General features: G+C 54.6%; 19 protein-coding genes. 3 read left to right on the plus strand and 16 right to left on the minus strand.

What is annotated here, in order from left to right; all coding sequences use genetic code 11:
* Positions 1-87 precede the first annotated feature (87 nt).
* The 5 genes from alaS to tam all read right to left on the minus strand — a co-directional run bounded on the left by alaS (position 88) and on the right by tam (position 6,009).
* Positions 88-2,715: an alanine--tRNA ligase gene (gene alaS, locus HA50_RS15385; protein WP_084876449.1), complete on the minus strand. Its 2,628-nt coding sequence runs from the start codon at positions 2,713-2,715 to the stop codon at positions 88-90.
* 136 nt (positions 2,716-2,851) lie between these two features.
* On the minus strand, positions 2,852-3,364 hold the full coding sequence (locus HA50_RS15390) for a regulatory protein RecX (RefSeq protein ID WP_208617292.1): 513 nt from the start codon (positions 3,362-3,364) through the stop codon (positions 2,852-2,854).
* Between the two features lie 106 nt (positions 3,365-3,470).
* Entirely contained in the window at positions 3,471-4,541 is a 1,071-nt protein-coding gene (recA, locus tag HA50_RS15395; protein WP_084876451.1) for a recombinase RecA, read from the minus strand.
* 96 nt (positions 4,542-4,637) lie between these two features.
* Positions 4,638-5,132: a nicotinamide-nucleotide amidase gene (gene pncC, locus HA50_RS15400; RefSeq protein ID WP_084876452.1), complete on the minus strand. Its 495-nt coding sequence runs from the start codon at positions 5,130-5,132 to the stop codon at positions 4,638-4,640.
* Positions 5,133-5,232: 100 nt separating this feature from the next.
* Complete coding sequence (tam, locus tag HA50_RS15405) at positions 5,233-6,009, minus strand: trans-aconitate 2-methyltransferase (RefSeq protein ID WP_084876453.1); 777 nt, start codon at positions 6,007-6,009, stop codon at positions 5,233-5,235.
* 165 nt (positions 6,010-6,174) lie between these two features.
* Here tam and HA50_RS15410 point away from each other — a divergent pair, with 165 nt between their 5' ends.
* Complete coding sequence (locus HA50_RS15410) at positions 6,175-7,062, plus strand: dihydrodipicolinate synthase family protein (protein WP_084876454.1); 888 nt, start codon at positions 6,175-6,177, stop codon at positions 7,060-7,062.
* A 35-nt stretch (positions 7,063-7,097) separates the two neighbouring features.
* On the opposite strand, the gene HA50_RS15415 is transcribed toward HA50_RS15410, so the two are convergent.
* The gene (locus tag HA50_RS15415; protein WP_084876455.1) at positions 7,098-7,436 is read right to left on the minus strand and encodes a zinc ribbon domain-containing protein YjdM; all 339 of its coding nucleotides are present in this window, start codon (positions 7,434-7,436) and stop codon (positions 7,098-7,100) included.
* A gap of 86 nt (positions 7,437-7,522) precedes the next feature.
* Positions 7,523-8,605: a lytic murein transglycosylase B gene (mltB, locus tag HA50_RS15420; protein WP_084876456.1), complete on the minus strand. Its 1,083-nt coding sequence runs from the start codon at positions 8,603-8,605 to the stop codon at positions 7,523-7,525.
* 35 nt (positions 8,606-8,640) lie between these two features.
* On the opposite strand from mltB, the gene HA50_RS15425 reads away from it, so the two are divergent.
* Together HA50_RS15425 and mutS are read left to right on the plus strand one after the other, a co-directional pair.
* Positions 8,641-8,850: a hypothetical protein gene (locus HA50_RS15425; protein ID WP_084876457.1), complete on the plus strand. Its 210-nt coding sequence runs from the start codon at positions 8,641-8,643 to the stop codon at positions 8,848-8,850.
* Positions 8,851-8,967: 117 nt separating this feature from the next.
* Positions 8,968-11,511, plus strand: coding sequence for a DNA mismatch repair protein MutS (gene mutS / locus HA50_RS15430; protein WP_084876458.1), 2,544 nt, complete (start codon positions 8,968-8,970; stop codon positions 11,509-11,511).
* A 95-nt stretch (positions 11,512-11,606) separates the two neighbouring features.
* Here the strand turns inward: mutS and rpoS are convergent, their stop codons facing one another.
* The 9 genes from rpoS to HA50_RS15475 all read right to left on the minus strand — a co-directional run bounded on the left by rpoS (position 11,607) and on the right by HA50_RS15475 (position 18,314).
* Positions 11,607-12,599 carry an RNA polymerase sigma factor RpoS gene (rpoS, locus tag HA50_RS15435; RefSeq protein ID WP_013510222.1) on the minus strand — a complete coding sequence of 331 codons (993 nt, stop codon included), beginning with the start codon at positions 12,597-12,599 and terminating at the stop codon, positions 11,607-11,609.
* 50 nt (positions 12,600-12,649) lie between these two features.
* Complete coding sequence (gene nlpD / locus HA50_RS15440; RefSeq protein ID WP_084876459.1) at positions 12,650-13,738, minus strand: murein hydrolase activator NlpD; 1,089 nt, start codon at positions 13,736-13,738, stop codon at positions 12,650-12,652.
* Positions 13,739-13,899: 161 nt separating this feature from the next.
* Complete coding sequence (locus tag HA50_RS15445) at positions 13,900-14,526, minus strand: protein-L-isoaspartate(D-aspartate) O-methyltransferase (RefSeq protein WP_084876460.1); 627 nt, start codon at positions 14,524-14,526, stop codon at positions 13,900-13,902.
* Complete coding sequence (surE, locus tag HA50_RS15450) at positions 14,520-15,281, minus strand: 5'/3'-nucleotidase SurE (RefSeq protein WP_084876461.1); 762 nt, start codon at positions 15,279-15,281, stop codon at positions 14,520-14,522. The genes HA50_RS15445 and surE overlap by 7 nt, the downstream gene beginning before the upstream one ends.
* Positions 15,262-16,305: a tRNA pseudouridine(13) synthase TruD gene (gene truD, locus HA50_RS15455; RefSeq protein WP_084876462.1), complete on the minus strand. Its 1,044-nt coding sequence runs from the start codon at positions 16,303-16,305 to the stop codon at positions 15,262-15,264. Before truD ends, surE begins: the two co-directional genes overlap by 20 nt.
* Entirely contained in the window at positions 16,302-16,784 is a 483-nt protein-coding gene (ispF, locus tag HA50_RS15460; RefSeq protein ID WP_084878554.1) for a 2-C-methyl-D-erythritol 2,4-cyclodiphosphate synthase, read from the minus strand. The genes truD and ispF overlap by 4 nt, the downstream gene beginning before the upstream one ends.
* Positions 16,784-17,500: a 2-C-methyl-D-erythritol 4-phosphate cytidylyltransferase gene (gene ispD, locus HA50_RS15465; protein ID WP_084876463.1), complete on the minus strand. Its 717-nt coding sequence runs from the start codon at positions 17,498-17,500 to the stop codon at positions 16,784-16,786. The genes ispF and ispD overlap by 1 nt, the downstream gene beginning before the upstream one ends.
* Positions 17,501-17,503: 3 nt before the next feature.
* A complete protein-coding gene (gene ftsB / locus HA50_RS15470) occupies positions 17,504-17,821 on the minus strand; it encodes a cell division protein FtsB (RefSeq protein WP_013510229.1) in 318 nt (105 codons plus the stop codon).
* Positions 17,822-17,993: 172 nt separating this feature from the next.
* A complete protein-coding gene (locus HA50_RS15475; RefSeq protein ID WP_084876464.1) occupies positions 17,994-18,314 on the minus strand; it encodes a DUF3561 family protein in 321 nt (106 codons plus the stop codon).
* Positions 18,315-18,335 lie beyond the last annotated feature (21 nt).

Consider the following 18,335-nt stretch of genomic DNA (forward strand, 5'->3'; position numbering starts at 1 on the left):
ACTTTGTCATTACCTGGTGCACATCGCGTTAAAAAGCGCCGGAACATTCCGTTCCTGGCGCTCTCCACGATGCTTAGTTTTATTTCGTTACAGTCGATTGCTGACCCAGTCCTGCACGCCCGCCAGCGCGCCAGCCAGCGCCTGTGGGTTCGTACCGCCCGCCTGAGCCATATCCGGGCGGCCACCGCCTTTGCCGCCCACCTGAGCAGCCAGTTCACCCACCAGCTCGCCCGCTTTCACGCGATCGGTCAGGTCTTTGGTCACACCCGCGATTAGCGACACTTTACCTTCTGCTACGGTCGCCAGCACGACAACAGCGGAACCAAGCTGATTTTTCAGGTCGTCCATCATGGTACGCAACATCTTAGGTTCTACATTGCTAAGTTCACTCACCAGCAGTTTAGTCCCTTTAACATCCACGGCCTTGCTGCTGAGTGAGGCACTTTCCTGCGCTGCCTGCTGATCACGCAGTTGCTGCAATTCTTTTTCCAGGGCGCGAACGTGGTCCACCAGTCCGCGAACTTTCTCATTCAGGTTACTGCTGTTGGCTTTCACCAGTTGCGCGATGTCCTGCAACTGGTGGCTTTGTGCATTAACCTGCGCCAGAGCGCCTTCGCCAGTCACCGCTTCGATACGACGTACACCCGCAGCAGTACCCGATTCAGACAAAATACGGAACAGACCAATATCACCGGTGCGGGCAGCATGCGTACCGCCACACAGCTCGGTTGAGAAATCCCCCATGCTCAGCACACGAACACGTTGATCGTATTTCTCGCCAAACAGTGCCATGGCACCCTTGGCTTTGGCAGCCTCAAGATCCATGATATTGGTTTCAACGGCCAGGTTACGACGGATCTGCGCGTTGACGATATCCTCAACCTGACGAATTTCCTGCGGCTTCATCGCTTCAAAATGAGAGAAGTCGAAACGCAGGTATTTATCATTGACCAGCGAGCCTTTCTGCGCGACATGCTCACCTAAAACCTGGCGCAATGCGGCATGCAGCAGGTGTGTCGCTGAATGGTTCAGACGGATGCGGGCGCGGCGTTCTTCATCAACCTGAGCACTCAGGCGATCGCCGACACGCAGCTGGCCGGTAGTCAGCTTACCGATATGACCAATGGCCTGACTATACTTCTGTGTGTCCTGCACGCTAAATTCAGCATTATTCCCAGCCAGTACGCCGGTATCACCTACCTGGCCACCAGACTCGCCGTAGAACGGGGTCTCATCAAGCACCACCACCGCGTCCTGGCCTGCGCTCACCTGCTCAACCGCTTGCCCATCGACAAACAGTGCCTGCACGGTGGAGGTCAGTGCCAGCTGGTCATAACCTTTAAAGGCCGATGCAGAATCAATACGAATCACATTGTTGTAATCCGCACCAAATCCACTGGCTTCGCGTGCACGCTGGCGCTGTTGCTCCATCGCTACTTCAAACCCAGCTTCGTCGATCTTCAGATTGCGCTCACGGCACACATCCGCCGTCAGGTCTACCGGGAAGCCGAAAGTATCGTAAAGGCGGAATACAGTTTCGCCATCCAGCGTATCGCCTTGCAGCTTCGCCAGTTCTTCATCCAGCAGCGCCAGACCACGCTCCAGCGTTTTCGCAAACTGTTCTTCTTCCGCTTTCAGGACGTTCTCAACCTGAACCTGCTGGCGTTGCAGGTCTTCACCCGCCGAACCCATCACCGCAATCAGAGGCGCAACCAGCTTATAGAAGAAGGCATCTTTCGCGCCAAGCATATTACCGTGACGGACCGCGCGACGAATGATACGACGCAGCACATAGCCACGGTTCTCGTTCGAAGGAATCACGCCATCAGCGACCAGGAAAGCACAGGAACGGATATGGTCAGCGATCACACGCAGTGATTTGTTGCTGAGATCAGTGGCACCCGTAACTTCAGCCACAGACTTAATCAGTTTGGCGAAAAGGTCGATTTCGTAGTTGGAGTTAACGTGTTGCAGAACCGCGGCAATACGCTCCAGCCCCATACCGGTATCCACTGAAGGTTTCGGCAATGGCTGCATGGTACCGTCTGCCTGACGGTTGAACTGCATGAAGACGATATTCCAGATTTCAATATAGCGGTCACCATCTTCTTCCGGGCTGCCCGGCGGGCCACCCCAGATATGATCGCCATGATCGAAGAAGATCTCGCTGCACGGACCACATGGACCGGTATCGCCCATCTGCCAGAAGTTGTCTGATGCGTAAGCGCTGCCTTTATTGTCCCCGATACGAATAATACGTTCGTGCGGAATACCAATATCTTTGGCCCAGATGTCATAGGCTTCATCGTCAGTTTCATAGACGGTGACCCAAAGGCGTTCTTTTGGCAGCTTAAACCACTGCTCGCCCGTCAGCAGTTCCCAGGCATAGGCAATCGCGTCTTTTTTGAAATAGTCGCCAAAACTGAAGTTGCCCAACATTTCAAAGAAGGTGTGATGACGCGCGGTGTAACCCACGTTTTCGAGGTCATTGTGTTTACCACCTGCACGAACGCAGCGCTGCGCCGTGGTCGCACGTGAGTAATCGCGCTTATCCTGACCGAGGAAAACGTCTTTAAACTGGTTCATCCCGGCGTTGGTAAACAGCAGCGTCGGGTCGTTGTTCGGTACGAGGGAGCTGCTGGCTACAACCTGATGTCCCTTGCTATGAAAAAAGTCGAGAAACGCTTGACGGATCTCAGCAGTGCTCTTGCTCATAAATTTCCTGGAATCACGCTAACGAACGTTACCTCTCGTCTGGCAAGCCGCATGCGCCCGGCCCACCGCTGACTGAGGAACAAAAAGTGGGAATAAGATAAATTTTCTTCAGTGGGAAGTAAAATCCCATTGCCTTTCAGTCGTCAAAATTTCTGAAAATTGCCTGAATATCTTCCATCAGAAAGCCTTTTGTCATCAGAAATCGCTGGACTTTGCTTTTCCCGGCCCAGTCTTGTGGCAACGGATCGCCAAACTTACGTTTCGCCAGCCCGGCTGCACACGCGATCCAGTTGACCTCGGTATCAAACAGCGCCTGGTCAATTTCATCGCGCGCAATGCCTTTTTGTTGCAGCTCCATGCGAATACGTTGCGGGCCATACCCTCTGCCGCTGCGACTGAGGATAAATCGCTCGGTAAAACGCTGATCGTTTAACCAACCATTCTGCTGGCACCAGTCGGCAACCTGCTCCAGCAACTCATCAGGAATGGGTTCGGCTTTTTCCTGTTGCTGCATCCAGGCAGCCCGCTGGCTGGAAAGTTGTAGCTTGCGCTTCAGTTCTTCACGGCTATGGTCACGTTGTGACAGGATGCGCATGGCGCGGTCCAGCAAGCGCGAAAAAGTTGGCGCGGGTGTCGGAGATGATGACATATGACTTACCTTTTTCAGACCGTAGCGCAGGGTAAAGCAAGAAATTAAAGAGGGAAAGTGCTGGCGGGGAAAAACAAAACGGGAGCAGAGCGCTCCCGTTGTGGTATCAGAAATCTTCGTTCGTTTCGCTGGCTTCTTCGTAATCGTCAGCGGAAACCTCCGCAGCACCGGCACTGGCCGTTGCACCGGTCAGCAGCATGTCACGCAGCTTCTGATCGATTTCATTAGCAATCGCCGGGTTTTCCTTCAGGAAATTGGTCGAGTTTGCTTTACCCTGGCCGATTTTGTCACCGTTGTAGCTGTACCAGGCACCGGCTTTCTCAACCAGCTTGTGCTTCACGCCCAGGTCAACCAGTTCACCGAAGGTGTTGATGCCTTCGCCGTACATAATCTGGAATTCAGCCTGTTTGAACGGTGCAGCAATTTTGTTCTTCACCACTTTCACGCGGGTTTCGCTGCCCACCACTTCGTCACCCTCTTTAATGGCACCGATGCGGCGAATATCGAGACGTACGGAAGCGTAGAATTTCAGTGCGTTACCACCGGTGGTGGTTTCCGGGTTACCGAACATCACACCAATCTTCATACGAATCTGGTTGATGAAAATCAGCAGCGTATTGGATTGCTTCAGGTTACCGGCCAACTTACGCATCGCCTGGCTCATCATACGAGCGGCCAGCCCCATGTGGGAATCACCGATCTCGCCTTCAATTTCCGCTTTCGGCGTCAGTGCGGCGACGGAGTCAACGATGATGACGTCAACAGCACCGGAACGCGCCAGTGCATCACAAATTTCCAGCGCCTGCTCACCGGTATCCGGCTGCGAACACAGCAGGTTATCAATATCGACGCCCAGCTTCTTCGCGTAGACCGGGTCAAGCGCATGCTCGGCATCAATAAAGGCACAGGTTTTACCTTTACGCTGTGCAGCAGCAATGACCTGCAAGGTCAGCGTGGTTTTACCAGAGGATTCCGGACCATAAATCTCAACGATACGGCCCATCGGCAGGCCACCCGCGCCCAGCGCGATATCCAGTGAAAGTGAACCGGTGGAGATGGTTTCAACATCCATCGAGCGGTCTTCACCCAGGCGCATGATGGAGCCTTTACCAAACTGTTTCTCGATCTGGCCCAGCGCGGCAGCTAAAGCCTTCTGTTTGTTCTCGTCAATCGCCATTTCCACTCCTAATCATGCCGGGTAAGCGGACATCTCTGTATGTCTGCTCGCGTTCTGTTGCCGATAATTATACTGTACAGTCATACAGTATCAAGTTTAATTTGTCAGAAATTCATCATGCAGCGTTTGCAGTGCCCAGGCGACGGACTGACGACGCACCGCATCACGGTCGCCAGCAAAGTGCTGACACTGCGCCATCAGTTGCCCATCCGGCCCGGCAAAGCCAAACCAGACAGTACCGACGGGCTTATCCGCCGTGCCGCCATCCGGTCCCGCAATACCACTGACAGCAATGGCATACTGCGCCCCCGCCTCTTTGCAGGCCCCCGCAGCCATTTCGCGTACGGTCTGCTCGCTCACGGCACCAAACCGGGCCAGCGTACCGGCCTGCACACCCACCATTTGTTGCTTGGCGTCGTTGCTATAGGTCACGAAACTGCGCTCAAACCAGGCGGAACTGCCGCTGATATCGGTAAATACTTTTGCAATCCAGCCACCGGTACAGGACTCAGCCGCCGTAATGGTTGCCTTGCGCATTTTCAGCTGTTCGCCAATACGACGACTCAACTGTTGTAACTGTTCATCGTTCATCGTCTTCTCCGTGTCTGGCGCTCACGTTAACAGTAAATGGTGCAGCGGAGGACCCTTTTCAACCCCGATGTACCGTTTTGCGCGTGCGCTTCCAGAAGCTTCAGCGTGTTTTCATTGCCACCATAAAAAGACGCGGGAAAGCCAGCAAAACCTTACCATCAGCGCGAGCCGGATAAGCGGTAATCAGCGCCTGATGATATTCCGCTAAAAACGCCTGTTGCTGGTTTTCATCCAGCCCGGCAAGGAAAGGACGCAAGCCAGTGGCTCGCAGCCAGGTAATAATCGCCTGTGCATCCGCCATGATGTGATAGTAGGTGGTACGCCAGATATCCACCTCACAACCCGCATCGCTCAGCAAATCATAATATTGTGCAGTGGTCAGTAAGCGCTTACGTTCAGCTGCCTGCTGGGAGATATGTGGCAGCCAGCGCTCACCCGCAGCCACCTCGCGCATCAGGCGATGCGAAGGTTCCTCAAGGTTATCCGGCATCTGAATTGCCAGTGAGCCGCCGATAGCGAGCTGGCTTACCAGGTGCGGCAGCAGCGAAGAATGTTCACCCAGCCATTGCAAAGATGCATTGGCGTAAATCACCTGCTGGGGTTGTTCGGCCTGCCAGGAACGAATATCGGCCAGCTCAAAGAGGCAATCCGGAAGGCGTTCACGCGCCTGCACCAGCATCGCTTCCGAGCTATCAATGCCACAGATGACGGCCTCCGGCCAGGCCTGCGCCAGTAGCTCGGTACTGTTGCCCGGTCCGCAACCTAAATCCGTTGCGAAACGCACTTCAGGAGTGGTGACCCGCGCCAGCAACTCATAGGCCGGTCGGGTTCTCTCTGATTCAAACTGACGATATAGCTGTGGATTCCAGTCTTGCATTGTCACGCTCCAGTTTTATCCCAGGAACTCAACACTACTCGTTTTTGCCATCCCCCCGAAAAGAAAAGTGCGATAGCTCACTTTTTGCGTGCTGTTATCTGGTTAGTTTAGCCAATGGCGATTAAGTTAAAACAGTGTTTCATTTTTCACGATAAGGAGTTTGCTATGGTTGCACAACCCGCACTGGCTGGCGTCTGGTGTCCGTCAGTAACCCCCTTTGATAACAACGGGAACGTCGATATTGATGCCCTGGGCCGCCACTTCGCCCGGCTCAATCATTCAGGCATTGATACCCTTCTGTTAATGGGCAGCATTGGTGAGTTTGCTTCGCTCACGCAACAGGAACGACTACATCTGATTCGCGAAGCGCGTCAGCTATCCCCACTCACGATGGTCGCTAACGTTTCCAGCACCTGCGTGCCTGATATGCTGCAACTGGCTGAGGCCGCGTGGCAGCATGGGTTTGACGCGGTGATGGTGCTACCTCCTTATTACTATGGTCAGACGCAAAAACAGCTGCTGAGTTATTTCAAAGCTCTGGACCAGCAATTAGGTGGGAAATGGTTTGCCTACAATTTTCCGGCGCGTACCGGTTGTGATTTAACCCCCGCGCTGGTAGCGGAACTGGCGGCAGAACTGCCGAATTTTATTGGTATCAAAGACACGGTGGATTGCCTGTCGCACAACCGTGCGTTGATTGAAGAAACAAGAAAAGTGCGCAGCGATTTTGCGGTGCTATCCGGCTATGACGAATATCTGTTACCCAACCTGCTGGCAGGCGGTGCAGGGGTGATTTCCGGGCTGAATAATATCGTACCGGAGCTATTTGCCGGGGCGATGCAGGCGTGGCGGGCGGGCGATTTACGCCAGTTAACCACCATTCAGCAACGCATTGGGCAGCTGATGGCGATTTATACCCTGGGAGATGATTTTGTCACAACGATCAAAACCGCCGTCGCGCGTCGTTATGAATCGATGACCACCCGCTCCCGCAACTATGGCGGAGAGCTGAGTGCCGCCCAGTGCGCAGCGATAGATCGGTTGCTGGAATAATAGAACAACGCGGACGGCACAGCGCCGTCCGGAACTCAGTTCTTTTTCACGAACTCAGATTTGAGTTTCATCGGGCCAAAACCATCGATCTTGCAATCGATATTGTGGTCGCCTTCAACCAGACGAATGCTTTTCACTTTTGTGCCGATTTTCAACGTTGAGGAGCTGCCCTTAACCTTCAGATCCTTGACGACGGTGACGCTGTCGCCATCCGCCAGCAGGTTACCATTTGCATCACGCACAACCAGACCATCAGCAGCCATATCATCCGCCGCCAGCGACCAGATATGTCCACATGACGGGCAGTTCAGCTTCTCGCCATCCTGCCATGTATAGTCGGCCTGGCATTCAGGACAGGCGGGTAAGGTATTCATAAGCGCTCCTCAGAGAAAAGGTCGCGGCGAAGGTGGTGCCGCAAAAGGGGCGACATCTTATCTCCTTACTGTTAGTAAGGACAGCATTAAAATATCGCACCCTGTCGCGCTTTGCTGACCGCTTCGCCCAACTGCCACACCGCCATTGCATAATGCGTGCTGTGATTGTAGCGAGTTATCACGTAGAAATTGGGTAGCCCGTACCAGTATTGATAACTGGTGCCCAGATCAAGACGTAACAAACTGGCCTGATTGTTGCCGTCCAGCGATCCCTGCGGTGTCAGGCCACTTGCCATCAGGGTGCTGACCGGATACAGGGTTTTGAAACCATTCTCCAGTGCCGGAGCCTGCCCGCTGGCCGGGACAGCAACGGCTTCACCCGGACGCCAGCCATGTTCTTTGAAATAATTAGCCACGCTGCCGATAGCATCAACCGGGTCCCACAAGTTGATGTGTCCATCCCCGTTAAAATCCACCGCATATTGTTTATACGACGATGGCATAAACTGCCCGTAGCCCATCGCACCAGCGAAAGAACCGCGCAGATCAAGCGGATCATCCTGCTCGGTACGTGCCATCAACAGGAACGTTTCCAGCTCGCTGCTGAAGTAAGCCGCCCGGCGTGGATAGTTGAACGAAAGCGTTGCCAGCGCATCCAGTAAGCGGGTTTTCCCCATCACCCTGCCCCAGCGTGTCTCAACGCCAATAATGCCGACAATAATTTCCGGTGGCACGCCATAGACCTGCTGGGCGCGTTGCAGTGCATCCTGGTATTGATTCCAGAACGCAACACCGTTTTGTACGTTATCAGGGGTAATGAATTTATTGCGGTAGCGAATCCAGGCACCATTTGGGCCGGTTGGCGGAGTGTAGCTCGGTGCCTGTTGGTCCATCAGGCGCAGCACGTAATCCAGCCGTTTCGCCTGGCCGATCACCGCATGCAATTGCTGGCGATCAAAACCGTGCTTCGCCACCATCTGGTCAATAAATTGTTCAGCCGCGGGATTTTCCGCGAAATCACCAAACATTGGCTGGATAGCGTGTGATTGATCCAGTAGGAAACCACCCTGAGGTGCAGAAACGACGGCGGGCTGCTGGGTTGTTTGAGGCTTGCTGCTACAGGCGGCAAGCAGGGTAATGAGCGGGAGAAGGGCAACCTTAAAACGCATTGGATTTCCATAAGCCAGATGAAACCGGAGTCCACATGTTAATCGTTCAGGTTAATGACTTACAGGGCAATATCTTAAATTTACGTCAGTTATCTCTGTCAGGGCGCTGCGCAACAAAATTTGCGACCCGCTTCCACACTTTACCATTTACAGCGCTTTTTCCTTTTTTCCTGACGCCGCAATTTGCTATGGTCGGCAACCGAAAGGCCAGCAGGCAGATGAAGGAGATGCTGCAAAAATGGTAACATCGCCTCTTTCGTTATCGCGCCAGCGTGATAACGCACCTTTCCTGTAGCGATAACCTATTACGGGCACTCAAAAAGTAAATGCAAATCGAGAAAGAGATGAAAGGAGCAGAGCAAATGGACTTCACCGCCCATACGCCCATGATGCAGCAGTACCTGCGTCTGAAGGCCGATCATCCTGATATCCTGCTGTTCTATCGCATGGGTGATTTTTATGAGCTGTTTTACGATGACGCAAAGCGCGCTTCACAGCTGCTGGAAATCTCACTCACCAAACGCGGTGCGTCCGCAGGCGAACCCATTCCCATGGCTGGCGTTCCCTATCACGCGGTTGAGGGCTATCTGGCGAAACTGGTCCAGTTAGGTGAGTCGGTGGCGATTTGTGAGCAAATTGGTGATCCCGCGCTGAGCAAAGGCCCGGTAGAACGCAAAGTGGTGCGTATTGTCACCCCCGGCACCATCAGCGATGAGGCATTGTTGCAGGAGCGCCAGGATAACCTGCTGGCAGCCATTTTTCAGAGCCAGCGCGGGTTTGGCTTTGCCACGCTGGATATCAGTTCCGGGCGGTTCCGGTTAAGCGAACCCGGCGATCTGGAAACCATGGCCGCCGAATTGCAACGCACCAATCCGGCTGAATTGCTCTACCCCGAAGATTTTCAGGCGATGCCGCTCATTGATCAGCGCCGTGGTCTGCGCCGCCGTCCGCTCTGGGAATATGAAATCGATACCGCGCGCCAGCAGTTGAATCTGCAATTTGGCACGCGCGATCTCAATGGGTTTGGCGTCGAACAGGCGCATCTGGCACTGCGCGCGGCAGGTTGTCTGCTGCAATATGTCAAAGACACCCAGCGCACCTCCCTGCCCCATATCCGCTCGCTCAGCATGGAGCGTCAGCAGGATAGCGTGATAATGGATGCTGCCACGCGCCGCAACCTCGAAATCACACAGAATCTGGCCGGAGGGACAGAAAACACCCTCGCTGCGGTTCTGGATAAAACCGTTACTCCGATGGGCAGCCGCATGCTGAAACGCTGGCTGCATATGCCATTGCGTGATGTCGCAACCATTGCACGTCGTCAGCAATCCATTGCGGAATTACAGGCGCACAGCGAAGAGTTACAACCCGTGTTACGCCAGGTTGGCGATCTGGAACGTATCCTCGCCCGTCTGGCGCTGCGCACCGCCCGCCCACGCGATCTGGCCCGTATGCGCCACGCTTTTCAGCAGTTGCCGGAACTGAATGCCTTACTGGAACAGGCCGAGGCTCCTCAACTGATTCAGCTGCGTACGCAGATGGGGGATTTCAGTGAACTGCGCGAACTGCTGGAGCAGGCAATTATTGAGTCTCCGCCGGTATTAGTCCGTGACGGAGGTGTGATTGCACCCGGTTATAACGCGGAACTCGACGAGTGGCGCGCACTGGCGGATGGGGCCACCGATTATCTCGATCGTCTTGAAATCCGCGAACGGGAAAAACTCGGGCTGGATACCCTTAAAGTCGGCTTTAACGCCATTCATGGCTATTACATCCAGGTCAGTCGTGGTCAGAGCCATCTGGTACCCATCCACTACGTGCGCCGTCAGACGCTGAAGAATGCTGAACGCTACATCATTCCAGAACTGAAAGAGTATGAAGACAAGGTCCTGACCTCAAAAGGTAAAGCGCTGACGCTGGAGAAAGGCCTTTACGACGAGCTGTTCGATCGCCTGCTGCCGCACCTGGAAGCGCTGCAATTAAGTGCTGCCGCACTGGCCGAGCTTGATGTGCTGGCTAACCTGGCGGAACGTGCCTGGACGCTCAATTATTGCCGTCCGGTGCTCCAGGATAAAGCCGGTATCCGCATCACCGGCGGTCGTCACCCGGTTGTTGAGCAGGTGCTGAAAGAACCCTTTATCGCGAATCCATTATCGCTCTCCACCCAGCGTCGCATGCTGATTATCACCGGCCCGAATATGGGGGGTAAAAGCACTTATATGCGCCAGGCGGCATTGATCGCGCTGATGGCGTGGATCGGCAGCTTTGTTCCGGCTGAGGAAACGGTGATTGGCCCCATTGATCGCATTTTTACTCGCGTAGGTGCGGCTGACGATTTGGCCTCAGGACGTTCCACCTTTATGGTGGAAATGACCGAAACCGCCAATATCCTGCACAACGCCACCGAGAACAGCCTGGTGCTGATGGATGAGATTGGCCGCGGCACCTCAACCTATGATGGCCTGTCGCTGGCCTGGGCCTGCGCCGAAAGCCTGGCCAACCGCATTAAAGCGATGACGTTGTTCGCTACCCACTATTTCGAGCTGACCACGCTGCCAGAAAAAATGGAAGGTGTGGTTAACGTGCATCTCGATGCCGTGGAACATGGTGACACCATCGCCTTTATGCACAGCGTCCAGGATGGTGCAGCCAGTAAAAGTTACGGTCTTGCTGTGGCGGCGTTGGCCGGTGTACCGAAAGAAGTTATCAAACGTGCACGCCATAAATTGAAGGAACTGGAAGCCCTTTCAGGCAGCTCAGCAGCCTCGACGGTGGAGGGTGCGCAGCTGCCGCTCCTGGTAGCAGACACGTCACCGGCAGTTGAGGCACTGGAAGCGCTCGATCCCGATACCCTGACACCACGTCAGGCGCTGGAGTGGATCTATCGTCTGAAAACGCTGGTGTAGAAGCAGCAGGATGGTGGCAGCTCGTCACCATCCTGAATGACAGGCATAAAAAAACGGTGACCAGATGGTCACCGTTTTTATGTAGCGATTACGGTTTATTCACGAAACAGTGCTTCGATATTCAGGCCCTGAGTTTGCAGGATTTCACGCAAACGACGTAGACCTTCAACCTGAATCTGACGGACACGCTCACGGGTCAAACCGATTTCGCGGCCAACATCTTCCAGCGTTGCCGCTTCATAGCCCAACAGGCCGAAACGACGCGCCAGCACTTCACGCTGCTTGGCATTGAGTTCAAACAACCACTTAACGATGCTTTGTTTCATATCATCGTCCTGCGTGGTGTCTTCCGGGCCGTTATCTTTTTCATCGGCCAGGATGTCCAGCAACGCTTTTTCGGAATCACCACCGAGTGGCGTATCAACCGAGGTAATGCGCTCGTTGAGACGCAGCATACGGCTTACATCATCAACCGGTTTATCCAGCTGCTCGGCGATCTCTTCAGCACTCGGCTCATGATCGAGCTTGTGAGAAAGTTCACGCGCAGTACGCAGATAAACATTCAACTCTTTAACAATGTGGATAGGCAGACGAATGGTACGGGTTTGGTTCATGATCGCCCGTTCAATGGTCTGACGAATCCACCAGGTGGCGTAAGTCGAGAAGCGGAACCCACGTTCCGGGTCAAACTTCTCTACTGCGCGAATCAGGCCGAGATTCCCCTCTTCAATCAGGTCAAGCAGAGCCAGACCACGATTGCTATACCGACGGGCAATCTTGACCACCAGGCGCAGGTTACTTTCAATCATGCGGCGGCGAGAAGGAATGTCGCCTCGTAATGCGCGGCGGGCAAAGAACACCTCTTCTTCCGCCGTTAATAATGGAGAATAACCAATTTCTCCGAGGTAGAGCTGCGTCGCATCCAAAACGCGTTGCGTCGCACCCTGTGACAACAACTCTTCTTCCGCTACATCGTTATCACCAGGTTCGTTCTCAACGAGAGCCTTCTCATCAAAAACCTCAGCTCCGTTCTCCTCGAATTCCGCATCTTCGTGTAACTCGTTAACTTTCAGCGTATTCTGGCTCATAAGCGGCTCCTACCCGTGATCCAAGGGCAGAACACCTGGGTTCTGCCGGATTATCGTTGCGGTAAGTAACGCAACGGATTTACGGATTTCCCCTTGTAACGAATTTCAAAATGCAATCTTACTGAACTGGTTCCGGTGCTACCCATGGTAGCGATTTTTTGCCCAGCTTTAACTTCCTGTTGTTCCCGGACCAGCATAGTGTCGTTATGGGCGTACGCACTCAGGTAGTCATCATTGTGTTTGATGATGATTAAATTACCGTACCCACGGAGCGCGTTGCCTGCGTATACCACCCTACCCGAAGCAGTGGCGACAACAGGTTGTCCACGCGAACCGGCGATATCGATCCCTTTGTTTCCGCCTTCCGCAGCGGAGAAGTTATCGATGATCTTCCCATCAGTCGGCCAACGCCAGCTTCCCACTGGGGTTGTGCTATCCGTTGTGCTGCTGACTGTGGGCGGTGCGATAACCGGAGCTGTGGTCGTTGCCACATTATTTGCCCCTTTCGACGGCAACAATTTGCTGCCTGAAGAATTACCCGAATCATCAGAATACGTAATAACAGGTTGCTGTGCAACCGGGGTCGATTTAATTTGCGAAGAACCCGGTGTAACGGGTACGCCGCCCTGAGTTGCATCGGCCGCAGTGATAGCGTTACCACCGGTAATTGACTGTCCGGATCCATTACCAACCTGCAACGTTTGCCCGGCGCTCAGGCTATACGGGGCGGCGATGTTGTTGCGTTGGGCCAAATCGCGAAAATCGTTGCCGGTAATCCAGGCGATATAGAACAGGGTATCGCCACGCTTAACGGTGTAAGTCTCACCGCCATAACTACCTTTAGGAATATTCCCATAATTGCGGTTGTATACAATGTGACCATTTTGCGTCGTCACATTATCATTACCACTAATCATTCCGCCCGACGCGGGCGCAGAAGGTACACCACCACTTAACATTCCGCCACGAGGCATGGCCGGTACACCGCCGCCTGAAGCGTCGCTCATACCACCGTTTCCACCAATCTGACTAATGGGTGCCTGTGTGTTATCGCTGGAGCTACAGCCTGCCAGCCAGAAACCGACCACTGTCAGTGCCGCCAGACGGCGTAATTGAAATATTGTGCTTCCCGTGCTCATTGATCCCCCGTGATGGCAATCCTGGATATAACTGTGACTGCGTTAGCCGCATTTTACACTGCGTAATGCGTCCGAAACGGCCTTTCGCTTTGATTAACAAGGATAGTAGCAAGATCAACTGCGCCATGCTATGTAACAGTTGTGAACAAGTACGAAGCGCTTTAGGCCAGATCGCCCTGAACTAAAGGCACAAAGCGGACGGGTTCGATGATCTCTTCAATCATCTCATCCCCCTGGCGACGCAGACGTTTCAACACTTGCTGATCTTCTCCAACCGGCAGCACCATTCTGCCGCCATCGCGCAATTGCGCTATCAGCGCAGTCGGAATTTCAGGTGGTGCTGCGGTGACGATAATGGCATCGAACGGACCGCGTGCCGCCCATCCCTGCCAGCCATCACCGTGGCGAGTGGAAACATTATGGAGATCGAGCTGCTTCAGGCGGCGTTTCGCCTGCCACTGCAACCCTTTGATGCGTTCAACGGAATAAACGTGGTTAACAAGATGGGCCAGAATAGCAGTCTGATAGCCGGAGCCGGTGCCGATTTCCAGCACACACGCATCAGCATTTAACTCAAGCAGCGCTGTCATCCGCGCCACCATATAAGGCTGTGAAATGGTTTGCCCGCTGCCAATCGGCAGTGCGACATTGTCCCAGGCTTTGTGTTCGAAGGCTTCGTCGATAAAACGCTCACGCGGCACATCAGCGATGGCTTTCAGCAGATGTTCATCATGGATGCCCTGCGCGCGCAGTTGCGCCAGCAGGGTTTCGACGCGCCGACTCACCATGCCAAATCCACCTCCGCCTGGGTCAGCCATTCGCTTAACACCAACTGCGCCGCTGGAGCGGTCAGGTCAACATGCAATGCGGTGATGGAAACGTAACCGGCATCAACTGCCGCAAAATCGGTATCCGGACCCGCATCCAGCTTTTCGCCCGGCGGCCCGATCCAGTACAGGGTGTTACCACGCGGATCCTGCTGACGAATCACCTGATCGGCCGGATGTCGGCTGCCACAACGCGTCACGCGGAAGCCTTTCACTTCTGACAGGGGTAAATCAGGTACGTTGATATTCAGGATGCGGCCGGTACGCAGCGGCTCACGCGTCAGGGCGCGCAGCAACGCGCAGGTCACTGCAGCTGCGGTGGCGTAATGCTGATGACCATTAAGGGAGACGGCCAGTGCCGGTAACCCGAGATGGCGTCCCTCCATGGCAGCGGCGACGGTGCCAGAATAAATCACGTCATCACCGAGGTTTGGCCCGGCATTGATACCGGAAACCACGATATCCGGGCGCGGTTGCATCAGGGCATTTACCCCGAGAAACACGCAGTCAGTCGGTGTGCCCATCTGTACGGCGATATCGCCGTTTTCATGGGTAAAGGTACGAAGCGGTGTTTCAAGGGTCAGCGAGTTTGAGGCACCGCTCCGATTACGATCGGGTGCCACCACCTGCACTTCAGCAAACTGACGCAGTGCGCGCGCCAGTGTCTGAATGCCTGGAGCATGAATTCCGTCATCATTACTCAGCAATATCCGCATCGTTACCTTCTTGTTGGAGAAGCTCACGCACCACGCTGGTGGCATAGCTGCCCGCAGGCAGCCAGAACTCCATCTCCAGCGTCACATCATCCCACCAGTTCCAGCGCAACGCTTTCGGCACCACGCGCATTGCACGTCGTGCCGCATCAACACGTTCACGCTCAAGCAGTGTAATCAATTCTGCCGCACCTGCCAGGCTCTGCTGTTCAAATTCAAGCGCTTCCGCCTGGGTGCCCCAGCCACCTCGTCCGGCTAATGGGGCAGTGATGCGCAGTTCATCCTGGTCCACGCGCTGTTGCAGCTCAGCCAGTTCTTCGGCCTGCGCCACAAACCAGCTACCACGCCCGGTCAGCTGTAATGCATCACCGCTGATGACTGCGTCCAGGCAATTGTCACGCTGTAAGCGGGCGCTGGTCACCTGATTAAACAGATGGCTGCGCGTCGCCGAAAGCAGCAGGCCTTTTTTGTTACGATCGCGTGGGCGAAAGCTATCCTGCGCCCACTGCCGGGCCTGCGTCAGATTATTACCCTCGCGCCCGAAACGCTGCTCGCCAAAATAATTCGGCACACCGCTTTTCTGAATTTTCTGTAAACGCTGTTCCACCTCAGTGCGATCCGAAATTTGACGGATCACCAGGCGAAACGCATTTCCCGCCAGCGCACCGGTACGTAGTTTACGCTTGTGGCGCACCACCTGCAGGATTTCCACGCCTTCAAGCTGAAATTCAGACAGATCAGGCATAGCGTTACCCGGTAGACGGAAACAAAGCGTCTGTTCCGTCACCGCATGGCGGTCCTTCATCCCGGCGTAGCTGAGATCGCGCACGTGCACACCTAAAAATTTCGCCAGCGCTTCCGCGACGAAACGGGTGTTGCACCCGATTTTACGGATACGCACCAATAGCTGCTCACCTTCACCATCATAGGGATAACCGAGATCCTCAATCACGACAAAATCTTCCGGATTGGCTTTGATCACCCCGGTCGCGCGTGGTTCGCCATGCAGGTACAGCAATTCACTCATGCCGTTTCTGCCTTAACCAGTAGCGCAACCGCTTCACAGGCAATGCCTTCGCCGCGCCCGGTAAAACCCAGTTTTTCTGTCGTCGTGGCTTTGACGTTGACCTGATCCATATGGCAACCAAGATCTTCGGCGATATTCACGCGCATTTGCGGGACGTGCGGCAGCATCTTCGGTGCCTGGGCAATGATGGTGACATCCACATTACCAATCTGGTAACCCTTCTGCTGGATACGACGCCAGGCTTCACGCAGCAGGCCACGGCTGTCCGCGCCTTTATAAGCAGGATCGGTATCAGGAAACAATTTGCCGATATCGCCCATCGCCACCGCCCCCAGCAGGGCGTCAGTCAGCGCATGTAACGCCACATCACCATCAGAATGCGCAATAAAACCCTGTTCGAAGGGAACTCGCACCCCGCCAATCACCAGAGGCCCCTCGCCTCCGAAGGCGTGCACGTCAAAACCGTGGCCGATACGCATCATGCGCTCTCCTGTAACTGAATCTGGGTAAGATAGAAGGCCGCCAGCGCCAGGTCTTCTGGCCGCGTCACCTTGATGTTATCACTGCGACCGCTCACCAGTTCGGGATGGTAGCCGCAGTATTCCAGTGCCGATGCCTCATCGGTAATGGTCGCCCCTTCATTAAGGGCGCGCGTCAGGCAGGCCATCAGCAATGCATGAGGGAAGAATTGCGGCGTCAGCGCATGCCATAAATTTTCACGCTCGACGGTATGCGCAATGGCCGCTTTGCCCGGTTCGGCACGCTTCATGGTGTCACGCACCGGTGCCGCCAGAATCGCCCCCACTTTACTGTGCTGACGCACGGCCAGCAGGCGTGCTAAATCATCGGGATGCAGGCACGGACGCGCCGCGTCATGCACCAGCACCCACTCCCCCTGCTTCACTGCCTGCAACCCCGCCAGCACGGACTCAGCGCGCGTATCGCCGCCGGTGACACGCAGCACGCGGGCATCCTGCGCCAGCGGCAAGGTGTCAAACCAGCCGTCATCGGGGCCGATGGCGACCACCACCTGTTTTACGGCAGGATGCGCCAGCAACCGCGCGACGCTGTGTTCAAGAAGGGTGAATTGACCGATGGTCAGATACTGTTTCGGGCAGGCCGCCTGCATGCGGCTGCCAATACCGGCAGCGGGCACTACGGCGATCACATCCGCAGAGGAAGAAAGGTTGTTCATGGTTTATCGTTGTTGATTTTGCGCAGCTTGTTGCGCGTTACGTTTGTTCTGGTCCGGCACCAGACGATAGAAGGTTTCACCGGGCTTGATCATGCCCAGTTCATTGCGTGCGCGTTCCTCGATAGCCTCAGAACCACCGTTGAGATCGTCAATTTCGGCGAACAGCTGATCGTTACGCGCTTTGAGTTTGGCGTTATTCGCCTGTTGTGACGCGACGTCATCATTAACGCGCGTATAGTCATGAATCCCGTTCTTACCCAGCCACAACGAATATTGAAGCCAGCCGAGCAGTACGAGTAGCAATAACGTCAGTTTTCCCATCCCCGCCCCCTGAAAAACGGCTCAATCATCCCATAACTTCGCGCCGGACTCCACTCCAGCAGCGAAAATGCCGTTCACAGGCGTTTGTCCGTACAAATAATGACGCAGATGATGAGAACATCGGCAGGTAAAGTTTTGTAACCAGCCGACGCGTTTGCACATCAGGCACAGCTTACCAGCCGGAGAGAAATGAGAAGAGTAGCCAAAACAGGCACACCACCACGATTGCCGTGACCACCCCACTCCAGAACAAATGACCACGCAGCATCAGGCTGAAGACAATACCAATCAGCACCGAAACCGGCAGCAAGGCGAGGAAGAATGGCCAGGTATAGAGGAAGAAGAACAGCGTATTGGAGCCGTAGAGCAGAAACGGAATTGCCAGAGCGCACCAGTACGAGAGAAAACCAATCACACCACCCGGTAACGACGAGCGCGGCTCATCCTGGGGGAGTTCATCTTTGCGTGCCAGCATAGGGGTAACGTTCTGCATAGAGTTCCTGTTGACGCGAAG

The organism is Pantoea cypripedii (genome assembly GCF_002095535.1).
GTDB lineage: Bacteria > Pseudomonadota > Gammaproteobacteria > Enterobacterales > Enterobacteriaceae > Pantoea > Pantoea cypripedii.

Bases quoted from the DNA above. Each gene is read 5' to 3' on its own strand.
- alaS (WP_084876449.1), bottom strand. From the start codon at position 2,715: ATGAGCAAGAGCACTGCTGAGATCCGTCAAGCGTTTCTCGACTTTTTT.
- mltB (WP_084876456.1), bottom strand. From the start codon at position 8,605: ATGCGTTTTAAGGTTGCCCTTCTCCCGCTCATTACCCTGCTTGCCGCC.
- surE (WP_084876461.1), bottom strand. From the start codon at position 15,281: ATGCGGATATTGCTGAGTAATGATGACGGAATTCATGCTCCAGGCATT.
- HA50_RS15410 (WP_084876454.1), top strand. From the start codon at position 6,175: ATGGTTGCACAACCCGCACTGGCTGGCGTCTGGTGTCCGTCAGTAACC.
- recA (WP_084876451.1), bottom strand. From the start codon at position 4,541: ATGGCGATTGACGAGAACAAACAGAAGGCTTTAGCTGCCGCGCTGGGC.
- mutS (WP_084876458.1), top strand. From the start codon at position 8,968: ATGGACTTCACCGCCCATACGCCCATGATGCAGCAGTACCTGCGTCTG.
- ispD (WP_084876463.1), bottom strand. From the start codon at position 17,500: ATGAACAACCTTTCTTCCTCTGCGGATGTGATCGCCGTAGTGCCCGCT.
- nlpD (WP_084876459.1), bottom strand. From the start codon at position 13,738: ATGAGCACGGGAAGCACAATATTTCAATTACGCCGTCTGGCGGCACTG.
- HA50_RS15415 (WP_084876455.1), bottom strand. From the start codon at position 7,436: ATGAATACCTTACCCGCCTGTCCTGAATGCCAGGCCGACTATACATGG.
- HA50_RS15390 (WP_208617292.1), bottom strand. From the start codon at position 3,364: ATGTCATCATCTCCGACACCCGCGCCAACTTTTTCGCGCTTGCTGGAC.
- HA50_RS15425 (WP_084876457.1), top strand. From the start codon at position 8,641: ATGTTAATCGTTCAGGTTAATGACTTACAGGGCAATATCTTAAATTTA.
- ispF (WP_084878554.1), bottom strand. From the start codon at position 16,784: ATGCGTATCGGCCACGGTTTTGACGTGCACGCCTTCGGAGGCGAGGGG.
- HA50_RS15475 (WP_084876464.1), bottom strand. From the start codon at position 18,314: ATGCAGAACGTTACCCCTATGCTGGCACGCAAAGATGAACTCCCCCAG.
- pncC (WP_084876452.1), bottom strand. From the start codon at position 5,132: ATGAACGATGAACAGTTACAACAGTTGAGTCGTCGTATTGGCGAACAG.
- tam (WP_084876453.1), bottom strand. From the start codon at position 6,009: ATGCAAGACTGGAATCCACAGCTATATCGTCAGTTTGAATCAGAGAGA.
- HA50_RS15445 (WP_084876460.1), bottom strand. From the start codon at position 14,526: ATGGTGAGTCGGCGCGTCGAAACCCTGCTGGCGCAACTGCGCGCGCAG.
- truD (WP_084876462.1), bottom strand. From the start codon at position 16,305: ATGAGTGAATTGCTGTACCTGCATGGCGAACCACGCGCGACCGGGGTG.
- rpoS (WP_013510222.1), bottom strand. From the start codon at position 12,599: ATGAGCCAGAATACGCTGAAAGTTAACGAGTTACACGAAGATGCGGAA.
- ftsB (WP_013510229.1), bottom strand. From the start codon at position 17,821: ATGGGAAAACTGACGTTATTGCTACTCGTACTGCTCGGCTGGCTTCAA.